Origin of the sequence: Sphingomonas sp. So64.6b, assembly GCF_014171475.1 — a bacterium.
In the GTDB taxonomy this organism is placed as follows: domain Bacteria; phylum Pseudomonadota; class Alphaproteobacteria; order Sphingomonadales; family Sphingomonadaceae; genus Sphingomonas; species Sphingomonas alpina_A.
In genome coordinates this window covers 2,188,716-2,209,931 of sequence record NZ_CP048817.1, presented here as the reverse complement: position 1 = coordinate 2,209,931, position 21,216 = coordinate 2,188,716, and the positions used below count along the sequence as shown (strand labels likewise).

Annotated in this window: 19 protein-coding genes; 13 read left to right on the top strand and 6 right to left on the bottom strand. The window is 63.8% G+C overall.

What is annotated here, in order from left to right; all coding sequences use genetic code 11:
- Nucleotides 1-6: 6 nt before the first annotated feature.
- The 6 genes from G4G27_RS10575 to G4G27_RS10550 all read right to left on the bottom strand — a co-directional run bounded on the left by G4G27_RS10575 (nucleotide 7) and on the right by G4G27_RS10550 (nucleotide 5,609).
- A complete protein-coding gene (locus tag G4G27_RS10575; RefSeq protein WP_244624639.1) occupies nucleotides 7-1,173 on the bottom strand; it encodes an efflux RND transporter periplasmic adaptor subunit in 1,167 nt (388 codons plus the stop codon).
- 167 nt (nucleotides 1,174-1,340) lie between these two features.
- Complete coding sequence (locus G4G27_RS10570; protein WP_183113284.1) at nucleotides 1,341-1,802, bottom strand: YaiI/YqxD family protein; 462 nt, start codon at nucleotides 1,800-1,802, stop codon at nucleotides 1,341-1,343.
- 15 nt (nucleotides 1,803-1,817) lie between these two features.
- Entirely contained in the window at nucleotides 1,818-3,539 is a 1,722-nt protein-coding gene (locus tag G4G27_RS10565) for a DEAD/DEAH box helicase (protein ID WP_183113283.1), read from the bottom strand.
- 63 nt (nucleotides 3,540-3,602) lie between these two features.
- Complete coding sequence (locus G4G27_RS10560; protein WP_183113732.1) at nucleotides 3,603-4,784, bottom strand: NAD(P)/FAD-dependent oxidoreductase; 1,182 nt, start codon at nucleotides 4,782-4,784, stop codon at nucleotides 3,603-3,605.
- A 166-nt stretch (nucleotides 4,785-4,950) separates the two neighbouring features.
- Entirely contained in the window at nucleotides 4,951-5,130 is a 180-nt protein-coding gene (locus G4G27_RS10555) for a hypothetical protein (RefSeq protein WP_183113282.1), read from the bottom strand.
- The gene (locus G4G27_RS10550) at nucleotides 5,130-5,609 is read right to left on the bottom strand and encodes a GreA/GreB family elongation factor (protein WP_183113281.1); all 480 of its coding nucleotides are present in this window, start codon (nucleotides 5,607-5,609) and stop codon (nucleotides 5,130-5,132) included. The genes G4G27_RS10555 and G4G27_RS10550 overlap by 1 nt, the downstream gene beginning before the upstream one ends.
- An 89-nt stretch (nucleotides 5,610-5,698) precedes the next feature.
- Here G4G27_RS10550 and G4G27_RS10545 point away from each other — a divergent pair, with 89 nt between their 5' ends.
- The 13 genes from G4G27_RS10545 (at nucleotide 5,699) to G4G27_RS10485 (ending at nucleotide 21,110) form a co-directional block, all read left to right on the top strand.
- Complete coding sequence (locus G4G27_RS10545) at nucleotides 5,699-7,567, top strand: ABC-F family ATP-binding cassette domain-containing protein (RefSeq protein WP_183113280.1); 1,869 nt, start codon at nucleotides 5,699-5,701, stop codon at nucleotides 7,565-7,567.
- Between the two features lie 114 nt (nucleotides 7,568-7,681).
- Entirely contained in the window at nucleotides 7,682-8,611 is a 930-nt protein-coding gene (locus G4G27_RS10540; protein WP_183113279.1) for a hypothetical protein, read from the top strand.
- Nucleotides 8,608-9,528 carry a sulfotransferase domain-containing protein gene (locus G4G27_RS10535; RefSeq protein WP_183113278.1) on the top strand — a complete coding sequence of 307 codons (921 nt, stop codon included), beginning with the start codon at nucleotides 8,608-8,610 and terminating at the stop codon, nucleotides 9,526-9,528. Before G4G27_RS10540 ends, G4G27_RS10535 begins: the two co-directional genes overlap by 4 nt.
- Entirely contained in the window at nucleotides 9,525-9,788 is a 264-nt protein-coding gene (locus G4G27_RS10530) for a PqqD family peptide modification chaperone (RefSeq protein WP_183113277.1), read from the top strand. The genes G4G27_RS10535 and G4G27_RS10530 overlap by 4 nt, the downstream gene beginning before the upstream one ends.
- Nucleotides 9,760-10,236, top strand: a complete 477-nt coding sequence (locus G4G27_RS10525) for a lasso peptide biosynthesis B2 protein (RefSeq protein ID WP_183113276.1) — start codon at nucleotides 9,760-9,762, stop codon at nucleotides 10,234-10,236. The genes G4G27_RS10530 and G4G27_RS10525 overlap by 29 nt, the downstream gene beginning before the upstream one ends.
- A 95-nt stretch (nucleotides 10,237-10,331) precedes the next feature.
- Complete coding sequence (locus G4G27_RS10520; protein ID WP_183113275.1) at nucleotides 10,332-12,767, top strand: TonB-dependent receptor; 2,436 nt, start codon at nucleotides 10,332-10,334, stop codon at nucleotides 12,765-12,767.
- 15 nt (nucleotides 12,768-12,782) lie between these two features.
- Nucleotides 12,783-14,153, top strand: coding sequence for a GH1 family beta-glucosidase (locus tag G4G27_RS10515; protein WP_183113274.1), 1,371 nt, complete (start codon nucleotides 12,783-12,785; stop codon nucleotides 14,151-14,153).
- 2 nt (nucleotides 14,154-14,155) lie between these two features.
- The gene (locus G4G27_RS10510; protein ID WP_202049681.1) at nucleotides 14,156-15,403 is read left to right on the top strand and encodes an MFS transporter; all 1,248 of its coding nucleotides are present in this window, start codon (nucleotides 14,156-14,158) and stop codon (nucleotides 15,401-15,403) included.
- A complete protein-coding gene (locus tag G4G27_RS10505) occupies nucleotides 15,400-16,815 on the top strand; it encodes an amidase family protein (RefSeq protein WP_183113272.1) in 1,416 nt (471 codons plus the stop codon). Before G4G27_RS10510 ends, G4G27_RS10505 begins: the two co-directional genes overlap by 4 nt.
- Nucleotides 16,812-18,017, top strand: coding sequence for an MFS transporter (locus G4G27_RS10500; RefSeq protein WP_183113271.1), 1,206 nt, complete (start codon nucleotides 16,812-16,814; stop codon nucleotides 18,015-18,017). The genes G4G27_RS10505 and G4G27_RS10500 overlap by 4 nt, the downstream gene beginning before the upstream one ends.
- 5 nt (nucleotides 18,018-18,022) lie before the next feature.
- Nucleotides 18,023-18,682 (top strand): TetR/AcrR family transcriptional regulator, encoded by a 660-nt coding sequence (locus G4G27_RS10495; protein ID WP_183113270.1) that lies wholly within the window; start codon nucleotides 18,023-18,025, stop codon nucleotides 18,680-18,682.
- Nucleotides 18,679-19,962, top strand: a complete 1,284-nt coding sequence (locus G4G27_RS10490; protein WP_183113269.1) for a D-arabinono-1,4-lactone oxidase — start codon at nucleotides 18,679-18,681, stop codon at nucleotides 19,960-19,962. The genes G4G27_RS10495 and G4G27_RS10490 overlap by 4 nt, the downstream gene beginning before the upstream one ends.
- 11 nt (nucleotides 19,963-19,973) lie before the next feature.
- Entirely contained in the window at nucleotides 19,974-21,110 is a 1,137-nt protein-coding gene (locus tag G4G27_RS10485) for a DSD1 family PLP-dependent enzyme (RefSeq protein WP_183113268.1), read from the top strand.
- The last annotated feature ends 106 nt before the right edge of the window (nucleotides 21,111-21,216 follow it).

Below are 21,216 nucleotides of genomic sequence, written 5' to 3'. Positions count from 1 at the left end.
GGCGGGTCAGCCCTTGGTCTGGGCGGCGGAAGTGCCTGATTTGGTTGGCGCCTGTAATTTCTGCGGCGATCCGGCCGGCACGGGTTTGACCGGCTGCCCGGCCTTGGCCTTGGCGGTGCCCTCGACGATCACCTTGTCGCCGGGGTTCAGCCCGGCCGTCACGACCCAATTCGCACCGACAACGCGGTCGGCCGTCACTTGACGCTCAACCGCCTTGTTGTCGGGGCCGACCACCAGCACCGTCGTATTGCCCTTGGGGTCGCGCTTCACGCCGGCCTGCGGGACGAGAAACGCGCGGGTATCGACTGATTGTGCGAAGGTCGCGCGTGCGAACATGCCCGGCAGCAGCAATCCTTGCGGATTGGGAAAGCGCGCGCGTAGCGTGACGGTGCCAGTGCTTTCGTTGACCACGACTTCGGAGAATTCGACCGTGCCGGTCTGTCCATAGTCGCTGCCATCTTCCAGCTTCAGCCGGACACTGGCCTGGGCCGGGACGGCGCCACCGCTCGCGAGCGCGCGGCGCAGGGTTAGCAAATCGGCGCTGGATTGCTGGATATCGACAAAGATCGGGTCGAGCCGCTGGATCGTGGCGAGCGGATCGGCCTGGCTTGCCGTAACCAGTGCGCCCTCGGTGAACAATGAACGACCGATGCGCCCGGTGATCGGCGCGGGCACATTAGTGAAACGCAGGTTGATTCGTGCCGTGTCGAGCTGCGCGCGGTTCTGTGCGACCACCGCGGCGGCCTGACGCGCCTGCGCGGCCGCGTCGGTATAGTCCTGCTTGGCCACCGCTTCGATCTCGGCGAGCGGGCGGAACCGATCGGCCTTGACCTTGGTGGCTTCGGCATTGGCCTGTGCGCTGGCCAGATTGGCGCGCGCCTCGTTGGTTGCCGCAACGTAAAGGCTCGGATCGATCTGATAAAGCGTCTGTCCCTGACGCACGATCGACCCTTCGGTGAATAAGCGCTTGCGCACGATACCGGAAACCTGCGGACGGACCTCCGCGCTTTGATAGGCTGTGACACGACCGCCCAGTTCGGTGGAAAGCGGGATGCTTGAGGGCTGGACGACGACGAAGCCGACCTCAGGCGTGCCTTGTGCACCGCGTCGTCCGCCTTTGTCCTGTGCACTGCCACCGCATGCGCCGAGCGCAAGGCAAAGAGTTGCGGCCAAGAAGGCTCGAGCCGGCGTGAAGTGACGCAATCTAAATCCTACCCATCGCTGAAGACCGCCGACGACGCGCGATGGCATCCTGCGTTATCGCGGTCAAACATACCAAAGCACCGCCAGTTCCTGATATCGACCGATAATTGCGCTATGCGACAATTTGCGACAATTTTTTAGCGCAGCAACTTCATTAAGGCGGCATCGAGCGCGGACAGAAAACGCGACCGGTCAGTCTTGGCGAAGGGCGCGGGGCCGCCGATCGCATCGCCGACGGCGCCGGCGCGCAGGTCGGCCATGATCGCGCGGGTCGCGACCGCTGCGCCGATCGAATTGGCGGTGAACGGCTTGCCGGTCGGGCTGAGCACGGTGGCGCCGGCCTTCACGCAGCGATCGGCGAGCAGGATATCCGCGGTGATCACCACCGATTTTACACTGGCGTGCTCGGCGATCCAATCGTCCGCCGCGTCGAACCCGTCGCTGACGACGACGCGTTCGATCAGCGGATGGATCGGCACCCTGAAATGACTGTTGGCGACGATTGTGACCGGCACCTCGAGCCGCCAGGCGACCTTGTAGATCTCATCCTTGACCGGGCACGCATCGCCATCGACCAGGATGCGGACGGTGTCAGTCACGGTCACACGATCCGCTCAGCGTTGCCGATCATTGGTGCGGCGAAACGGCTTGGGCTTGTGCCGCGCGGTCGGTGGGCCGCTGGGGCGCGCGCTCGGCGTCAGGCGGGGACGGCGTTCCGCCTCGCGCGGTTCACCCTGGACGCTTTCGATCTTGATGCCGCCCTCGTCACCGGCTTCGGCGCCGGCGGTGCGCAGGACCGACGCATTGAACCGTGACGCGACCGCGCGCGGGATCTGGAACAGCGTTTCGTTGGCCGAGATGCGGATCGCGCCGATCTCGCTCTTGGTGATATGCCCGCGACGGCAGATCAGTGGCAGCAACCAGCGCGGATCGGCATTCTGGCGGCGGCCGATATCCATGCGGAACCAGACGATGTCCTCGAAACCGGGCCGATGGCCGTCCTGGCGCGGCGCGGGATCGCTGCCGCCGCCACCACCCAGCAGTTCTTCGGCCGCCGGCATGCGTGCGCGGTGCAGGCGTACCAGCGCCGCAGCGATATCTTCCGCACTACGCGTTTCGAGCAGCTTGGCGCCGAGTGCGCGATCGTCGTCGTCAACCTCGACCGGTTCGAGCAGCGTGACGAGCAGTCGCTCGTGATCCTTGGCGCTGATATCCTCGAGCGTTGGCGGGTTGATCCACTCGGCATTGATTCGTGCGCCTTTCAGCATCGATTCGACACGGCGACGGCGCGGATAGGGCACGATCAGCACTGCGGTGCCCTTCTTGCCTGCGCGGCCGGTGCGGCCCGACCGATGCTGCAGCGTCTCGGCATCGCGCGGCAGTTCGACATGGACGACCAGACTGAGCGTGGGGAGATCGATGCCGCGTGCGGCGACATCGGTCGCGACGCAGATCCGCGCGCGCTGGTCGCGCAGCGCCTGGAGCGCGGCGTTGCGTTCGTTCTGGCTATGCTCGCCCGACAATGCGACCGCGCTGAAGCCGCGCTCGATCAGACCGGCGTGAAGATGGCGGACATTGTCGCGCGTCGCGCAGAACAGCATCGCGGTTTCGGCTTCATGAAAGCGCAGCAGATTGACCACGACATTCTCGATATCGGCGGGGGCACAGCTTACCGCCTGATAAGCGATGTCGCCATGGCCGCGGTCTTCGCCCACGGTCGAGATACGCACCGCATCGCGTTGATAACGCTTGGCAAGTGCCGCGATCGGCTTGGGGATGGTGGCCGAGAACATCATCGTGCGGCGCTCGCTCGGCGTGCCGTCGAGAATCTGTTCGAGATCCTCGCGGAAACCCATGTCGAGCATCTCATCCGCTTCGTCGAGGATCGCGACGCGCAGCTTGCTCAGGTCGAGCGCGCCGCGCTCGAGATGGTCGCGCAAACGACCCGGCGTGCCGACCACGATATGCGCACCGTGATTGAGCGCGCGACGCTCCTTCGATGCGTCCATGCCGCCAACGCAAGTGACGATGCGTCCGCCGGTATTGGCGTAGAGCCACATCAGCTCGCGGCTGACCTGCAACGCCAGTTCGCGCGTCGGCGCGATGACCAGCGCGAGCGGCCCTTGCTGCGGCAGGCGGCCATCCTCTTCAAGCAGCTGCGCCGCCATGGCGAGACCAAAGGCGACGGTCTTGCCCGAGCCGGTCTGCGCGGACACGAGCAGGTCGCGGCCGAGCGCTTCGGGCTCGAGCACGCCGGCCTGAACCGGAGTCGGGGCGGCATAGCCGCGTGCGGTGAGCGCTTCGGAAAGAAGCGGAGGAAGGTTGGAAAAAGGCATGAGTCTCTCAAAATAGAATGGCTGCACCGCCACCACGGCAAGGCGCAACCTGTTGAACTGCGGTCAAATAGACTGTGCCGCGGCCCATCCGCTCGCCCATGCCCATTGGAAGTTGTAGCCGCCCAGCCACCCTGTGACGTCGACTGCTTCGCCGATCGCATACAGGTTTTGTAGGCGTTTGGCTTGCATTGTTTGCGATGACAGTTCCGCGGTGCTGATTCCGCCCGCCGTGACCTCGGCCTTGGCATAGCCTTCGGTGCCGTTCGGGGTGAAGCGCCAATCGGCCAGGCGCTGCTCCGCTTCGGTCAGTTTGCGGTCGGTCATGGTCGATAGTTCGCCGCTCAATATGAGCCGGTCGGCCAGCGTTTCGGCCAGCCGGGCGGGCAGGGCGCTTGCCAGGGTGCTTGCAAACGCGGCGCGCGGACGGGCGCGTTTTGCGTCGAGCAGCCAGCCTGCCTTGTGCCCGGGCAGGAAATCGATGCCGACTTGCTCGCCCGAGCGCCAATAGCTGGAGATCTGCAGGATGGCCGGGCCGGACAGGCCCTTGTGGGTAAACAGGGCCGCCTCGCGAAATGCAGCCTTGCCGCATTTGGCGATCACATCGGTCGCCACGCCGGAGAGCGAGCGGAACAGCGTCTCATCCCCGCCAAGCGTCAGCGGAACAAGCGCCGGGCGAGGTTCGACGATCTTGAGGCCGAAGCGCCGGGCCACCTCGTAAGCGAAGCTGGTCGCGCCCATTTTCGGGATCGACGGACCACCGGTTGCGAGTACGAGCGAGGGTGCGGAGAACTCGCGGCCGCTGATCGTCACGCGGAACAGGCCATTGGCATGATCGATCGCGGTGACGGCATGGCCGAGCGACAGATCGACATGGCCCATCGCACACTGGTCGAGCAGCATCGCGACGATCTGCTTCGCCGATCCGTCACAGAATAGCTGCCCAAGTGTTTTTTCGTGCCAGGCGATGCCGTAACGGTCGACCAGCGCGATGAAATCAGCGGCGGTGTAACGGCTCAGTGCCGACTTGGCGAAATGCGCGTTGGCGGAGAGATAGCGGTCGGGCGCGGTGTTCACGTTGGTGAAATTGCACCGCCCGCCGCCGGAAATAAGGATTTTCTTGCCCACCTCGTCGGCATGATCGACCAGCAAGACGCGTCGGCCGCGTTGCCCGGCGGTCGCGGCGCACATCAGGCCGGCCGCGCCGGCCCCGAGGATGATCGCGTCGTAGAGGGGAGGTGAGGGCAGCTTCTATCTCCACCCCTCCCTGCAAGGGAGGGGGCTGGGGGTGGGTGCGCGCGTCTGCGCGCTCAAAAAGAATCGTTGTGCATGAACCGGAGCGATGAAGCGGGCATCGAGCCCGCTTCATCGCTGACCCACCCCTAGCCCCTCCCTTGCAGGGAGGGGAAGAAAGTCACCTCAACTTCGCGATGTTCAGCGAATCCTCCTTCGCACGCTCCTTCACCGATTCCTCGGTCCGGGTCAGCGCCTTGGCGATCGCCTTCAGGCCCATGCCCTTCTTGGCGAGCGTGTGCAGCTTCTGGATCTCGTCCTGTTTCCAGGGCTGGCGGTGGCGTTCGAACTTTTCGGCCATCAAGCGTCTCCACCCACTTCCTCGATCGCGGCGCTATCGAGAATTTCGATCGCCTCGGCAACGCCGTTGAAATCGACGCGTTCGCCGATTTCTCCGCCGACCAGCGCCTGGGCCAGCGGTGCGGCGAAGCTGATGCGTCCCTCGGCCGGATCAGCTTCGTCGCCGCCAACGATCTCGACGACGCGCGACTTGCCGCCCATTCGGATCGTCACGCGCGATCCGATGCCGATTTCACCATCGCCGGGCGGCGGTGCGACCTCGGCGGTGGTTTGACGAGTATGCCAATAGCGCAACTCGCGCTTCAGCACCGCCAACTCCGGTTCCACCGCGGCGTCGACCGCGGCCTCCAGTTCGGTCACCTTGGCGTCGATCAGTTTCAAACCGCGCGACGTAACGATGTTCGGTCCTGGTGCGATCGGGATTTCGAACTTGGGTTCCAGATGTTCCTCGTCGCTCTCGCGACGGAATGCGACGCTCATGTCACTCTCCTCAATCTTCTTCCATGAAACATTCGCAGCCTGTCCGCCACCACTTGGGGCAAGACGTTTGTCATGCTAGGGGCGCGCCCATGCTGAATATCAACGGTATCACGGTGCGCCTGGGCGGGCGGACGATTCTCGACCGCGCGACTGCCGCGCTGCCGCCGAAGAGCCGTGTCGGGCTCATCGGCCGCAACGGCGCGGGCAAATCCACCCTGATGAAAGTCATGATCGGTCAGCTCGAGCCCGATGACGGCGAGATCGAGATGCCGCGCAAGACGCGCATCGGTTATATCGCGCAGGAAGCGCCCTCCGGGGTCACGACGCCGATCGAAGCGGTGCTGGCCGCCGATACCGAACGCGCGTCGCTACTGCTCGAAAGCGAGACATGCGAGGATGCCGACCGGCTCGGTGAAGTCTATGAACGGCTGATGGCGATCGACGCCTATACCGCCGATGCGCGCGCCGCGACGATCCTCGTTGGTCTCGGCTTCGACGAAGAGATGCAGAATCGCCCGCTCGACAGTTATTCGGGCGGCTGGAAGATGCGCGTTGCGCTCGCTTCTTTGTTGTTCTCCGAACCCGACCTGCTGCTGCTCGACGAGCCGTCGAACCATCTCGATCTCGAAGCGACGCTGTGGCTGGAGAGCTTCCTGAAAAGCTATCCGGCGATGATGGTCGTGATCAGCCATGAGCGTGACCTGCTCAACAATGTCGTCGACACCATCCTCCATCTCGAGGGCGGCAAGGTGACGATGTACACCGGCGGTTATGATTCTTTCGAGCGCCAGCGTGCCGAACGCGTGGCGCAGCTCGCCGCTGCCAAGGCCAGTCAGGACGCACAGCGCGCCAAGCTGCAGGACTATGTCGCGCGCAATTCGGCGCGCGCCTCGACCGCCAAACAGGCCCAGTCGCGCGCCAAAATGCTCGCCAAGATGCAGCCGATCGCCTCGCTCGCCGAGGATCCTACGCTGACGTTCGATTTCCCCAGCCCGGACGAACTGAAACCGCCGCTGGTCACGCTCGACATGGCCGCGGTCGGTTATACCGAGGACAAGCCGATCCTGCGCCGCCTCAACCTGCGGCTCGACCCGGACGACCGGATCGCGCTGCTCGGCCGCAACGGCAACGGCAAGACCACGCTTGCCCGCCTGCTTGCAGCGCAGCTCGCGCCGATGGAGGGCGGCATGACCTCATCGGGCAAGATGCGCGTTGGTTATTTTACCCAATATCAGGTCGAGGAACTCGACGGCGACGACACGCCGCTGGAGCATATGACTCGCATGATGGGCGGCAAGACGCCCGCCGCGGTGCGCGCTCAGCTCGGCCGCTTCGGCTTTTCGGGGCAGAAGGCGACAACCAAGGTCGGCAAGCTGTCGGGTGGCGAACGCGCCCGGCTCGCGCTTGCGTTGATCACGCGTGAGGCGCCGCACATGCTGATCCTCGACGAGCCGACCAACCATCTCGACGTCGATGCTCGCGAGGCCCTGGTCCAGGCGCTCAACGCCTATGAAGGTGCTGTGGTGGTGGTCAGCCATGATCGCCACATGATCGAGCTGACCGCCGACCGGCTGGTGCTGGTCGATAATGGCACGGCGACCGAATTTACCGGTAGCCTCGACGATTATACCGACCTGATCCTGGGCAAGAACCAGCCCAAGCAGGATGGCGGCGCCAAAACGGCCAAGAAGGATAAGAAGGCCGCCGCGCAGGACCGCGAAAAGACTCAGGCGCTACGCAAGGCCGCCCAGGAGGCTGAGGCGGTTACCGTGAAGCTGACGGCCGAGCAGAGCGCGCTCGACAAGGCGATGTTCGATCCCTCGACCGCCGAGCCTGCGCTATCGAAGCTGCCGATGAGCGAATTGATGAAACGCCGCGCCGATGTTGCCGAGAAACTTGAGGCGGCGGAAGTGAAATGGCTCGAGGCGAGCGAAGCGCTGGAACAGGCGGACGCCTGATCCGACGGTGGGACGCGCCGCCGTACGGAGGCGATTGCGCCCCGGCGTCAAATTGGCCACATAAGTCACGGTTCATCGGGGCATGAGGCCAGCGTGTCATCGGGGGGAGTCCGCGTGTTCTTTTATACCGTTTCCGGACTGTCGGTTGCGAGTTCGCTGGTACTCCCCGGGTTGATTGCGGCGCCGGAGCTACCCGGCGTCACCCCTGATGTGGTCATTCGCGAAGGCGATGTTCCGGCGGCGCTGGAGGATGCGGAATCGCTCGGCCCTACCTGGCAGGTCGCTCAGGGCCGATTCCTGCTCGAAGTCCCCGGGATCATCCGGATGCTGCTGACCGAAGGGCGCGAGATCGTCTTCGCCACCGCCGACGGTATCGCATCGGAAGAGGCGGCGGTGTTCGTCAGCGGTACCGGCTTCGGTATTCTGCTCCATCAGCGCGAACGCATCGTGCTCCACGCCAGCGCGGTTCGCGTGCGTGACAGCGCGGTATTGTTCTGTGGACCGTCAGGGGCTGGAAAATCGACTTTGGCGGCGGCCTTGTCCGATGCCGGTTATGATCTTGTCACCGATGATTTTTGCGGCATTTCGATGGACACGAGCGGATTGCCCTGGGTCCAGCCCGACGGGCGTCAGCTCAAACTGTGGCAGAATTCGATCGACAAGCTCGACATGGCTGAACGCCGCGCGGCGCCGGTACGTAAAGTACTCGAGAAATTTTATGTCGAACCGCGCGCCGCCTCGGTTGTCGCGCTGCCGCTCGCCGCAATCTATGTGTTGCGCGAGGCGCGGCCACCGGCGGCGCCGGGAATCCTGCGCCCCAATATCGTCGATGGCGCGCTGATGGTGCGCGGCAACGCCTATCGCCCGGCAATGGTGCGGCGGATGAAACAACAGCCGCTCTATTTCCAGGCTGCAGCGTCGATCAGCCAGCGCGCCGGTGTGTTCACGCTGACCCGCGAGCTCAACTTCGCCAAATTCCCCGCCGTGATCGGCTGGCTCGAGGCGCACTGGCGCGAACTCGGCCTGCTGGAGCGCGCCGCTTGAGGAAGACCTATTGGCTCGCCTCCTATCCGAAATCGGGCAACACCTGGTTCCGGATGCTGGTCGCCAATCTGCGCCGCGATACGCCGGTCGACATCAACGACATTCCCGAGCGTAGCGGCATCGCCAGTGCGCGCGCCTGGTTCGATTCGGTCATGATGTTCCCGTCGTCGCTGCTCACGCATGAGGAGTGCGACCGGCTCCGACCCATGGTGTACGAAGCGCTGGCACAGGAAGTCCTCGAAGATGATCCGGAAGAGGCCGAGACGATGATCGGCCACACCCGCTTTGTGAAGACGCACGATTCCTACACTTATAATCCCGACGGCGGCGCGTTGCTGGCGGGCATCAAAGGTGCCGACGGCGCGATCCTGATCGTGCGCGACCCGCGCGACGTCGCGCCCTCGCTCGCCAATCACAATCGCACCAGCATCGACGATGCGATCGGCTTCATGGCCGATGCCGGTTCGGCATTTTGCGGTCATCGCGACCGCCAGCCCAATCAGCTGCGTCAGCAACTGGCGGGATGGAGCGGTTTCATCCAGGCTTGGCTGGCTCAAACCGACATTCCGGTCCATCTGGTGCGCTATGAAGATATGCACGCCGATACCGGTGGCATGCTACGCACGGCGCTCGCCTTTGCCGGCATCGACGCGACGCACGAGGAAACCGCCCGCGCGGCCGGCTTCGCCGAATTCGGCGAATTGAAGAAGCAGGAGGAAGCACGCGGTTTCCGCGAGGCGCCACGGCCCAAGGCCGGTGCCGGTCCCGGCAGTTTCTTCCGTCGCGGGGTTTCGGGCGGGTGGCGTGATGAGCTAAGTACCGAACAGGTCGCGAGGATCGAGCGCGACCACGCCCCGATGATGGCGCGGCTCGGTTATGCGCCGGCACGGGATATGACCGAAAGGATGGCGGGTTGATCGAGCGACGGGGTGACTGGCTCAGCGCGCGCGTGGGCGATGAGATCATGATGATGAGCGCGGAGAAGGGCAATTATCTCGGCGTCAACGAGGTCGGCGCACGCATCTGGGAGCTGATCGAGACGCCGAACGATATCGATGCGGTCTGCGCGGCGCTGCAACGCGAATTCGTGATCGAACCCGATACCTGCCGTACCGAGGTCGAAGCGTTTCTCGAACAGATGGAAAAACATGGCGCGGTTGCGGTCACTCGCCCGTAAGGTCCGCACGCTCGGCGGCGTCGGCCATCATCGGCGTGCGCTGGTGATCGAGGCGTCGGCGAGCATGTTGTCCGCGCGCGTGCGACTGTTGCTGTTTCCTTTTAGCAAGATCGCGAAGACGCTTGGTGCCTTCGTGCCGCCGACCGATCCGCGCGTCGCGGCTCATGGCGAGGGCGCGACGCCCGGTCAGATGAAACTCGCCCGCGATATCGGCTGGGCGGTGCGTGCATCTGCGCCATTCATGCCGTTTCGCTCGGTGTGTCTGCAACAGGCGATGGCCGCGCAGACGATGCTGCGGCGGCGCGGTATTCCCACGGTCATGCATTTCGGCGCCGGGCGCGGTGACGAGAAGCCGATCGACGCACATGCCTGGCTCGATGCGGCGGGTGTCAAGGTGACCGGCTATCCGGTGGCATCCAACCTCGCCGAAATCGGCTGTTTCGTCTGAAATTCCAGCCGTTAGGACGCCTGTAAAATAGTCTTGACTATATAATAGCGATAGCTAGATTTTTCTACCTGAACCGAAAACGGGAAGGGGTGGATATGCTGTACCAAAAGATCTTGCTGGCGGCTGCGAGTAGCGTTGCCCTGGTCGCAAGTGGCCAGGCCGTGGCGCAGGAGGCTCAGCCTCAAGCAGCCAATTCTTCCGGCCAGGCGGCCGAGAGTTCGGGTCTCGACGATATCATCGTCACCGCGCAAAAACGCGAACAGTCTCTTCAGGACGTGCCGATCAGCATCACCGCCTTCAACGCCGAGGCGATCGCCTCGCTCGGCGCGCAAACTATTGGCGATCTCGATACCTTCACGCCGGGCCTGTCGATCAACGACTCTTCAGTGACTCAGCCATCCTTTACGATCCGCGGCGTCAGCACAGACGATTTCGGCATCGGCACCGATCCGGCGGTCGGCATCTTCATCGACGGCGTCTATTCTGCGCGCTCCGGCGCGGCGCTGATCTTCTTCAACGATATCGAACGCGTCGAGGTGCTGAAGGGGCCACAGGGAACCTTGTTCGGCCGTAACACCTCGGCCGGCGCGATCTCGATCATCACCAAAAAGCCGGTCGACAAGCTCGAAGCCGCGGCGACGGTGCGCATCGGTAACTATGGCAAGCACCGCATCGATGCGATGGTCAATGTGCCGATCACCGACACGCTCTTCCTGCGCGTGAACGGGGTCTACAACAAACGCCGCGGATATCTGACCGATGCCGTCACCGGCGCGCATTACGAACGCGAGAATAACTGGTCCGGTCGCGCTGCGCTGCGCTTCGAACCGAGCAGCGATACCGACATCACGCTCAGCTACGATCATGACGATACTGACAAGGACGGCCCCGCTGCGATCGGCATTGGCCCGTTCGCGCTGAGCCAGGATCCCGACGGCCCGTTCACCAACGATGTCATCCAATCGCGAGAGGCGCGTATCCTCAACGCCGTGACATTGACCGCCAATCACGACTTCGGCCCGGTCACGCTGACCAGCATCAGCGCTTACAAGAAATTCACCACCAGCAATCGCGAGGATGAGGACGGCACCAACCTCATTTCGCACTACCTCGACACCGAGAATATCGAGAAGAACAGCAGCTTCTATCAGGAATTTCGGCTGGCGCATTCGGGCGATCGGCTGAACCTGGTCGTCGGGGCCAGCTACTTCCAGGAGCGTGGGCGACAGACGAGCAGGGTCACGGCCTTCACCGACTCGATCGATACCACGCTAGGCGCCGTGGTCGGTTTCCCGGTCTTCTCCCTCCTCGACAGTTTCGGCCTGCCGGTTTTTGGTCTGCCCTGGCGTGAGGATATGAACAACTACACGCGCAACAAATCCTATGCGGCATTCGGCGATGCAACGCTGGCGGTTACGCCGAAGCTCAATCTCACGGTGGGCCTGCGTTACACGCGTGACGAGAAGAATTTCTCGTGGTTGAACGGCCCGCGTTTTTCGCCGGGTTTGAGCGCGGTGACGGCGCCAGGGGCATTATTCAATGCAATTATTCTGGCGGTAAATCCCCAAGCGGAGCCGCCATTTCCCGATGCCGCGATGATCGACGTCAATACTTTCTTGGATGCCGCGATTGGGGGTGACATCATCTTTAACGCCGGCCCGCTTGAAGGGATTCGTTTCACCAGCAAGAGGAAATTCTCCGACGTCAGCCCGCGCTTCGTGATCGACTATAAGGCGACCGACGATGTGCTGCTCTTCGCCTCGGCCACGCGCGGCTACAAGGCGGGTGGGTTCAACAGCGTGGAGATCAATTCCTTCTTCGCGCCGGAGTCGGTGTGGAGTTACGAGGCGGGCGCGAAGACCGAATTGTTCGACCGGCGCCTGCGGTTCAACGTCTCGGGCTATTATTTCAAATATGCCAATCGTCAGTCGATCATCCTGGATAATGTCGCTGGTTCTGGTGTCCCGCAATATGTCACGCAATCGGGCGATAGCGAGGCCTATGGCATTGATCTGGAAACGCAATTCGTCGTGTCGAAGAGCCTGAAGCTCAGCGGCGTTGCGAGTTACATCGACTCGACCTGGTCGAAACGTATCGAGCGGGATGTCGATATTTCCGGCCAGCCGACCGGCGAGCCAAGCCTGCGATTCGTGGTCGGCGCGCATTATGATCACCGGATCGGTGGCGGCTCGTCGATCTTCGCCGATGCCAGCTACAGCTATACCTCGCATGTGCGCGTCAACGATGCCGTTCGCGCCAGCGATCAGAAGCTCGAGAATGACCCAGTCTACGGTGACCTCATCGATTTCTCCAAGCTCACGAAATTGCGATCGAGCCGTGAAATCGTCAATGCACGGCTTGGTTGGCGTTCCCCTGACGATCGGTTTTCGGTGGCGCTGTTTGCGGACAATCTGTTCGACGTCCGTACGCCGCGAACGCTCAACCTGATCACCGCCGAGACCCTCGGAACGCCCTATGTCCGGATGGATCGTCCGCGCTTCTGGGGTGTCGAACTCGGCGCGCGTTTCTGATCGGGATATTGCGATATGAATGCCCGACCCAGTTTTCCAGCAGGTTTCCGCTGGGGTGTCTCGACCTCTGCCTATCAGATCGAAGGCGCTGCGGCGGAAGGCGGCCGCGGTCCTTCGACGTGGGACATTTTCTGTGATCAGCCGGGGCGGATCATGGATGGTTCGAGCGGCGCGAAGGCGGCGGATCATTATCACCGTTATCGCGAAGATGTCGGGCTGATGCGTGAACTCGGCGTGACCGACTACCGCTTTTCGATCGCATGGCCGCGGGTCGTGCCGACGGGCAGTGGTGCCGCCAACCGCGACGGCCTCGCATTCTATGATCGGCTTGTCGATGAACTTTGTGCCGCGGACATCACGCCGGTCGCGACGCTGTTCCATTGGGACACGCCGCAACCGCTCGAAGAAGCGGGCGGCTGGCTCGACCGCGATATTGCGTATCGCTTTGCCGATTATGCGGCGATTGTCGCGGAGCGGCTGGCCGACCGGGTGGGCATGTGGATCACGCTCAACGAACCGATGGTGCTGACCAATTTCGCCTATGCGCTTGGTGCGCACGCCCCTGGTCGCACGCTGGGGATGGACGCGCTGCCGGTCGCACATCACCAATTGCTCGGCCATGGGCTTGCGGTGCAGGCGCTCCGCGCCGCTGGCGGGCGTCAGATTGGGATTGCCAATAATCAGGCACCGGTCTGGCCAACGAGCGATTCGGCCGAGGACCGGGCCGCCGCGGGCTTATACGAAACGCTCGTCAACTGGTTGTACTCGGACCCGTTGCTGCTTGGGCGCTATCCCGACGGGCTCGCTGCAGCGATGCCCGGCCCGGTGGAGGACGATCTCAAGATCATTTCCGCGCCGCTCGATTGGTATGGACTCAATTACTACAACCCCGTCCGTGTCGGTGCGCCGAGCGCAACCGCGCGGATCGTGGATGGTTTTGAAATACCTTCCGATCTTCCCTTCGACCTGCCCGAGATAGAAGGATATCCGCGCACCGATTTCGACTGGCCGGTGGTGCCTGACGGACTGTCGGAGATGCTGGCGCTCCTGCGGCAGCGCTATGGCGACGCCTTGCCGCCGATCTGCATCACCGAAAATGGCTGCTCCTACGCCGACGGTCCGGATGCGCGGGGCCGGGTTGCGGACCAGCGTCGCATCGACTTTCTCGACGGCCATCTCCGTGCGCTGCGTCGGGCCATGGATGATGGTGCCGATGTGCGTGGCTATTTCGTCTGGTCGCTGCTCGACAATTTCGAATGGGCGGCGGGTTACGAACAGCGCTTCGGGCTGGTCCATGTCGATTATGACACGATGGCGCGGACCCCGAAGGATTCCTATTTCTGGTATCGCGACCTGATCCGCGGACAATCGGCCGGCGGCGCATGACCATGGCTCTGTCCGTCGCTGCCCCGCCAGTGATCGCCGAGCCCGAACGCGCGGTAAAATGGCCTTGGATCGCGGCGATCTCGGGCGCAAATTTCGGTTTGTGGGTGGCCCTGTTTGGGCCAATTCAGCTGCTTCTCGGCGTGCAGGCACAAGCGATCGCGCCTGAGAACAAGGTTGCCGCACTCGGGATCGTCACCGCGGCGGGCGCGGTCTGCTCGCTGATCGCAAATCCGCTGTTTGGCGCATTGTCCGACCGCACCGTTTCGCGTTTCGGCCGGCGCTTGCCCTGGGTGTTGTTTGGCGTCGTCGGCGGCGCGTCGAGCCTTGTCCTGCTTGCCACGGCGAACAGCATAGCCGTCATGGTGATTGGCTGGTGTCTTGCCCAGACTTCGCTTAACGCGATGTTTGCGGCGGTCGTCGCTGCGGTGCCGGATCAGGTTCCCGTGGCGCAACGCGGATCGGTCGGCGGCTGGCTCGGGATCGCGCAGATATTGGGGCTGGTCTGTGGGGTCGCGGCGGCGGAAGCCGCGTTGCCGAACATTGCCGCGGCTTATCTGATTTGTGTCGCGATCCTGGTCGCGGCGGCGCTACCTTATCTCGCACTGCGCCGCGATCTCATCCTCGATCGGCGGGATCGACCGGCGTTTGCCTGGATGCCCTTTCTCGCCGGCTTCTGGATCGATCCTCGTCAATATCCCGATCTGGGCTGGGCATGGATGACACGTTTCGCGGTCAACCTCGTCTATGCGATCGGCACATTGTATCTGCTCTATTATCTCGGCGACGTCATGCACCGGGCCGATCCGGCCGCCGATCTCGTGACGATCACCGCGATCAATGTCGGGACCATGGTGCTGGTCATGATCCCGGCAGGGTTCCTGTCCGACCGATCGGGGCGGCGAAAAATCTTCGTCGTTATTGCAGGGATCCTGCTGGCATGCGGCATGGCGATCCTCGCTGCCGGGCCTGGCTGGACTGGTGCCTTGATCGCCGCCGCCATTCTCGGTGCTGGCTTTGGCATCTACACGTCGGTCGAGTTCGCGCTGATCACCCAGGTATTGCCAAGCGCCGCCGATCGCGGCCGGGATCTCGGCGTGATCAACGTGGCGAACGCATTGCCTCAGGTCCTTGCTCCGGCGATTGCGGGGCTGGTCGTGAGCTATGCCGGCTACCCGATGCTGTACGCGCTCTCGGCCTGCCTGGCGCTGTGCGGGGTGGTCATGATCCGTCGAATTCGGAGCGTTGCATGATCGAACCTGTTTTCTTCCCGCCAGTCGCTGACGCCACCGAAACGGCGGCGATGATCCGGCGCGGTGATATCAGTGCGGTAGAGGGGGTCGACGCCGCGATCGCGCGCGCCGAGGCGCTGCAGCCGGTACTGAATTTCCTGATCGCGCCCTTGTTCGAACAAGCGCGCGCACGCGCTGCTGCGCCGGGTCTCGAAGGGCCGTTTGCCGGCGTGCCGTATCTCGTCAAGGATATGTACGACGTGCCCGGCGTGCAGACGCGCTGGGGGTCGCGGATGACAAGCGCCTTGCCGCCGGCGACCGCGCCCAGTTCATCGATCGCCAAGCTGGAAGAGCAGGGGCTGGTGGTCATCGGCAAGACCGCGCTGGGCGAGTTCGGATTCCTGCCGACCACCGAACCGCTCGCCTTTGGTCCGACGCTCAATCCATGGAATCTGACTCGCACGCCGGGCGGCTCGTCCGGTGGCTCGGCGGCGGCTGTTGCCGCGGGTGTCGTGCCGTTCGCCGATGCGGCGGATGGCGGTGGATCGATCCGCATTCCCGCATCGGCCTGCGGCTTGTTCGGCATGAAACCGTCGACTGGCCGGCTGGTCGGAGCGCAGGCACCGGCCGGACGGTTCGATCTGACTGTCGAACATTGCCTGAGCCGAAGCGTCCGGGATTCCGCCACCCTGTTCGCTGCCACCGAAAGATCCGCAGATGAATCGGGCTTGCCCTTTGTCGGGCTGGTGAGTGGCCCGGCGCAACGCCGGCTGCGGATCGGTTATCTGAGTGAAGGTATCGCCGCTCAAATGCCGGCTATGGATGTCGCCGACGGCCTTGACGCCACCATCCGCTTGCTGGAGCAGCTTGGCCATCACGTCGACGCCACGACCTGGCCGATCGATGGCGATGTGCTGGTCCGGGATTTCACCCTCGCTTTCTCGACCGGCGCGGCGGCTGCTGTCGGTATGGCCCGTGAGATGCTTGGGCATGAACCCGATGAGACGATGTTCGAGCCCTTCACGCTGAATCTGGCGCGTCTTGGCGCATCGTTCGGCGTTGGGGACGTGGATGCTGCGCTGGTCCGTCAGCAGGCCATGATCCACACCTATCGCGACTGGTTCACGCGGTTCGACGTTATCCTGTCGCCGGTCCTGCTCACGCCACCGGTCGAGACCGGTTGGATCGCCGGCGATGTGCCGGCTACTATGCTCTCGGCGCGCATCTTCGACTTCATGAATTTGACCAATTTGCAGAATTACGTCGCTGCGCCGGCGATGAGCGTGCCGTTGCACTGGACGGCGGACGGCCTTCCCGTCGGCATGCAATTCGCCGCCGATGTGGGTCAGGAACGCCTGTTGTTCGAACTCGCCTTCGAACTCGAAGCGGCATGTCCCTGGGCGCATCGCCGTCCGCCGGTCTTCGCATCATGATCGATGAGCGCGAAGCGCCCCAATGGGTGGGCGGACACACTTTGTCGGGGGGTGAGATCAGCGCGGCGCTGATTTTCGGGATCGTCGGCATTCTCATTCCCGGACTGCAGCCGCTGCTGCTTGGCGCGCTGGCCGGCGAAGGGCGGCTGACGGCGACTGAGCTGGGCTATACCGCGACGGTCGAATTGCTCGCAATGGGCGCGGCGGCGCTGCTGGCCGGGGCATTGCTCAAGCCGGTCGGGCTGCGTGTCATCGCCATGGTGGCATGCTTGGCGCTTGCCGCGATCGATGCCGCGACCATGCATCTGCGCGGCACCGACCTTGTTCTGATCCGCGCGGCGGCGGGGCTGCCGAGCGGCATCCTTATCTGGATCACGCTGGCGATGATTGCCCGCTCACCCACGCCGGAGCGCTGGGCCGGTATCTATCTGACGACCCAGACCCTTGCGCAGTTCGTCTGGGCGGCGGTGCTGGCGGCAACCGTGATGCCGCGTTTCGGCGCCGATGGCGGCTTCCTCTCGCTCGCCTTGCTGTGCCTTGCCGCGATGCTGGCCGTGATCGGGTTGCCGCGCCGGTTCGCGCCATTGCCGGCCCATGCCATGGAGACGAGCGCGGTCGCTCTGCCCGGGGCAAGGGGATGGATCGCGCTGGTAGCGGCATTCCTTTATCTCGCCGCGATCGGCGGGGTCTGGGTCTATGCCGAGCCGCTGTCGCGCCAGGCTGGCCATGGACCGGCGGTAATCGGCATTGCGGTCTCGGTCTCGCTCGCATGCCAGGTGGCGGGCGGTGCCCTGGCGACGATCCTGGCTGGCCGGGTACGCTGGATGCATATGCTGCTATTGTGCGGCCTGGCCAATCTCGGCGTGGTGGCCGGTTTTGCGCTGCTTCCTTCCGCCGTCTTGTTCATCTTTCTCGCCGGCCTGTTCGGTTTTCTCTGGTTGTTCGCCTTGCCTTTTCTGGTGCCGATGGCGATCGAGGCGGATCCGACCCGCCGCGCCGCCGTTTTACTGGGCGGGGCGCAACTTCTCGGCGCCAGCCTTGGACCGCTTTTCGTGTCGATGCTGGTAAGCGACCGCGACGTAAGGGGCTCGCTGGGGTTTGGTGCCGCGGCGCTGAGCCTGTTTCTGGCCATCACCATCTGGTTGCACCACAGCCGGGGTCGCGCCACCCCGGCCTATGAGATTATCAAGGACCCAGCGTGACGAGAATGACTAAACCGCGCGCAGCCGCACCAACTCGTGCCGTGGCCAAGGCACCGCCCAAACAGGCGCGCGCGCAACAGACGCGTGAGCATCTGCTCGACATCGCCGGCGGTTTGCTCGCCGAGGTCGGCATGGAGCGGATCTCGACCAACATGATCTGCACCCGCGCCGGTGTGACGCCACCCGCGCTGTATCGCTATTTCGAGGACAAATACGCCGTGATCGAAGCGCTCGGCCGGCGCCTGATGGATCGCCAGAACGAAGTGCTGATCGCCTGGATGGATCGTCATCTCGCCAACGGGATCGATGCGGTCACCGCGCATATCGAGGAATTGCTGCGCGAAACCGCGCGCATCACCGAATCCGAACCCGGTGGGGTGTGGATCGAACGCGCGCTCCACGCCACGCCCAAGCTCGCTCATGTCCGGATCGAATCGCACCGCTATGTCACCGACCGGCAGGTCGAGGCCTTTGCGCCGTTCTTTCCGGATCTGCCCAGGGAAGTGCTGTGGCGCCGCATCCGCATGGCGGTCGAGTTCGGCTATGTCGCCGATGAGATGCTGAGCGAAGAGGATCGCATTCCACCAGACGATGTCTTTGCCGAGGCGTCGCGGATGTTGCGCCTCGTCCTGCTCGGCGATGACAAGCAAGAGGCAGCAAAATGAGCGAGTGGCGCAACTGGTCGGGCAGCGTCGTCGCCAGGCCCGCGGAAATACTTCGGCCGACCACCGAGGAAGAATTGAGCCGGCACGTCGCGCAGGCAAACAAGGTGAGAGTGGTCGGTGCCGGCCACTCCTTCATGCCATTGTGTGAAACCGACGGCCTGTTGCTCAATCTCGACGCGTTGGAAGGCAGCATCGAGATCGCCCCCGACGGCCTTAGCGGCTGGGCGCCTGCTGGCTGGAGCCTTGCGCGTTTGACTCGCGCCTTGTGGGACAAGGGATATTCCCTGCCCAATCAGGGCGACGTCAATCCGCAATCGCTCGCCGGCGCGATCTCGACCGGCACGCATGGCACCGGCGCCGAACTGGGCAGCCTCGCCACGTTCGCCCGTGCCTTTCGCCTCGTGCTCGCCGATGGTTCGGTGGTCCAGTGCAGCCGGACCGAGCGCCCCGAACTGTTCGAGGCGCAGCGTCTGTCGCTCGGTCTGCTCGGCGTCGTCACGCGGATCGAGGTCGATCTGGTGCCAGCCTTCCACCTCCAGGAGCGGCTCAGTGTCCGGCCGCTCGCCGAGATCGCGGCGGAATGGGAAGAGCTTGCCGTGCGGCATCGCCATGTCGAATTCTGGGTCTTCCCCTATTCGGATCGCGCGATCCTCAAGACGCTCGATATCTGCGCGCCCGCTCCCGAGCCAAAGACGGCGTCGGACATGTCGGAAGGTATCTTCAAATTCTATTGCGAACTCGCCGCCGCCATGCCGCGCCTGACGCCGCGGCTGCAGCACATCCTGATGCGGCTGATCGGCAAGAGCAGCCGCAGCGGTCCGGCTTATAGCGTCTTCCCGTCGGAGCGTTCGACGCGCTTCGAGGAGATGGAATATGAACTGCCCCGCGCCGCCGGTTTTGCCGCATTGAACGAAGTCACCGAATGGATTCGCAGGAAGCGGCTGCCGGTCAGCTTCCCGTTCGAATACCGCCTCGTCGCCGCCGACGATATCTGGCTGAGCCCATTCAACAAGGGACCCGGCGCGTCGGTCTCGATGCACCAATATGCCAAGATGCCGTGGCGTGAAATCTTCGCCGAGGCGGAGACGATCTTCCGCAGCCATGGCGGTCGTCCGCACTGGGCCAAGCGTCATACGCTGACCGCGGCCGACGTCTCCGCGCTCTACCCGATGGCGGACCGTTTCCTGACCGTGCGGCAGCAAGTCGACCCCGCCGGCAAATTCGCCAATACGCACCTGACCGCGCTGTTCGGCATCGATCCGCCCGCGCCCCAGCTTTGAGGATCACCGCAATGACCGACCTTCGGATTCACCAGTATCTGATCGACCGCCCCGGCTCACGCGGCGAACTGAATACCCCGGTCCTGATCGTCGACCGCGACGCGCTCGACCGCAATATCGCGCTGATGGCCGATTTCGCGAAGGACAAGGGACTGGGCCTGCGGCCGCATGCCAAGACGCACAAGAGCCTCGACATCGCCAGGCGCCAGATCGCGGCGGGTGCGTCGGGTGTGTGCTGCGCCAAACTCGGCGAGGCCGAGGCGCTGACTGAAAGCGGCGAGATCCAGGATGTGCTGATCACCTCGCCAGTGGTGTCGGCGCCGGCGATCGCCCGGCTCGCTGCTTTGCACGCGCGGATCGGCGGCCTGATGGTCGTCGTCGATCATCCCGACAATGTTCGCGCACTGGCCGCTTCGGTTTCCGCCGATCACCCGCTCGGCGTGCTGATCGACGTGGACCCCGGCATTCACCGCACTGGTGTCGCCTCGCTCGAAGCCGCGCTGTCACTGGCCCGCGACATTGCAGCGCAACCATCGCTCAGCTTTCGCGGCCTGCAATATTATTGCGGCGTGCAGCAGCATATCGAATCCTACGCCGATCGCCGAACCGCGATCACCGAGCGCACCGCTTATTTGTCTGGCATCATCGCCGCACTGGAGGCCGCGGGCATGCCGGCCGCGATCGTCAGCGGCGGCGGCACCGGCACGCATCGCATCGACGCGGAGCTCGGCGTGTTCACCGAACTTCAGGTCGGATCCTATGTCTTCATGGATCGCCAATATGCCGAATGCGATCTCGCCGGTGATGGCGGTCAACCGTTCGAAACCTCTCTGTTGGTCGACGCGCGCATTGTCAGCGCCAACACGCCAGGCCTGATCACGATCGACGCCGGGTACAAGGCGTTCGCAACCGATGGCGGTGTGCCGGTGGTCAAGAGCGGCGCGCCGGAGGGTGCGACCTATCTCTTCATGGGCGACGAACATGGTGCGATCTTTCCATCGGGCGAGGGACGCACTCTCGCCGAGGTGATCAGCTTGCAGGTTCCTCACTGCGACCCGACGGTCAATCTCTACGACGCTTATCATATCGTGCGCGGCGATATGCTGGTGGATATCTGGCCAGTCACCGCGCGTGGCAGATCGCGTTGAGTTAGACGCCAGCGCGGCTGTGGGCGCGGTGGCATCCCGTTTCCGACAATCAGAAAAAGCGCGCCGATATTGTCCGGCAAGAGATGCCATGCTCGATCCTGTGCCA

Excerpts from the sequence above, each read along its gene's own strand:
- G4G27_RS10565 (WP_183113283.1), bottom strand. The coding sequence starts at position 3,539 with ATGCCTTTTTCCAACCTTCCTCCGCTTCTTTCCGAAGCGCTCACCGCA.
- G4G27_RS10555 (WP_183113282.1), bottom strand. The coding sequence starts at position 5,130 with ATGGCCGAAAAGTTCGAACGCCACCGCCAGCCCTGGAAACAGGACGAG.
- G4G27_RS10550 (WP_183113281.1), bottom strand. The coding sequence starts at position 5,609 with ATGAGCGTCGCATTCCGTCGCGAGAGCGACGAGGAACATCTGGAACCC.
- G4G27_RS10545 (WP_183113280.1), top strand. The coding sequence starts at position 5,699 with ATGCTGAATATCAACGGTATCACGGTGCGCCTGGGCGGGCGGACGATT.
- G4G27_RS10525 (WP_183113276.1), top strand. The coding sequence starts at position 9,760 with ATGGCGCGGTTGCGGTCACTCGCCCGTAAGGTCCGCACGCTCGGCGGC.
- G4G27_RS10520 (WP_183113275.1), top strand. The coding sequence starts at position 10,332 with ATGCTGTACCAAAAGATCTTGCTGGCGGCTGCGAGTAGCGTTGCCCTG.
- G4G27_RS10515 (WP_183113274.1), top strand. The coding sequence starts at position 12,783 with ATGAATGCCCGACCCAGTTTTCCAGCAGGTTTCCGCTGGGGTGTCTCG.
- G4G27_RS10510 (WP_202049681.1), top strand. The coding sequence starts at position 14,156 with ATGGCTCTGTCCGTCGCTGCCCCGCCAGTGATCGCCGAGCCCGAACGC.
- G4G27_RS10505 (WP_183113272.1), top strand. The coding sequence starts at position 15,400 with ATGATCGAACCTGTTTTCTTCCCGCCAGTCGCTGACGCCACCGAAACG.
- G4G27_RS10500 (WP_183113271.1), top strand. The coding sequence starts at position 16,812 with ATGATCGATGAGCGCGAAGCGCCCCAATGGGTGGGCGGACACACTTTG.
- G4G27_RS10495 (WP_183113270.1), top strand. The coding sequence starts at position 18,023 with ATGACTAAACCGCGCGCAGCCGCACCAACTCGTGCCGTGGCCAAGGCA.
- G4G27_RS10490 (WP_183113269.1), top strand. The coding sequence starts at position 18,679 with ATGAGCGAGTGGCGCAACTGGTCGGGCAGCGTCGTCGCCAGGCCCGCG.
- G4G27_RS10485 (WP_183113268.1), top strand. The coding sequence starts at position 19,974 with ATGACCGACCTTCGGATTCACCAGTATCTGATCGACCGCCCCGGCTCA.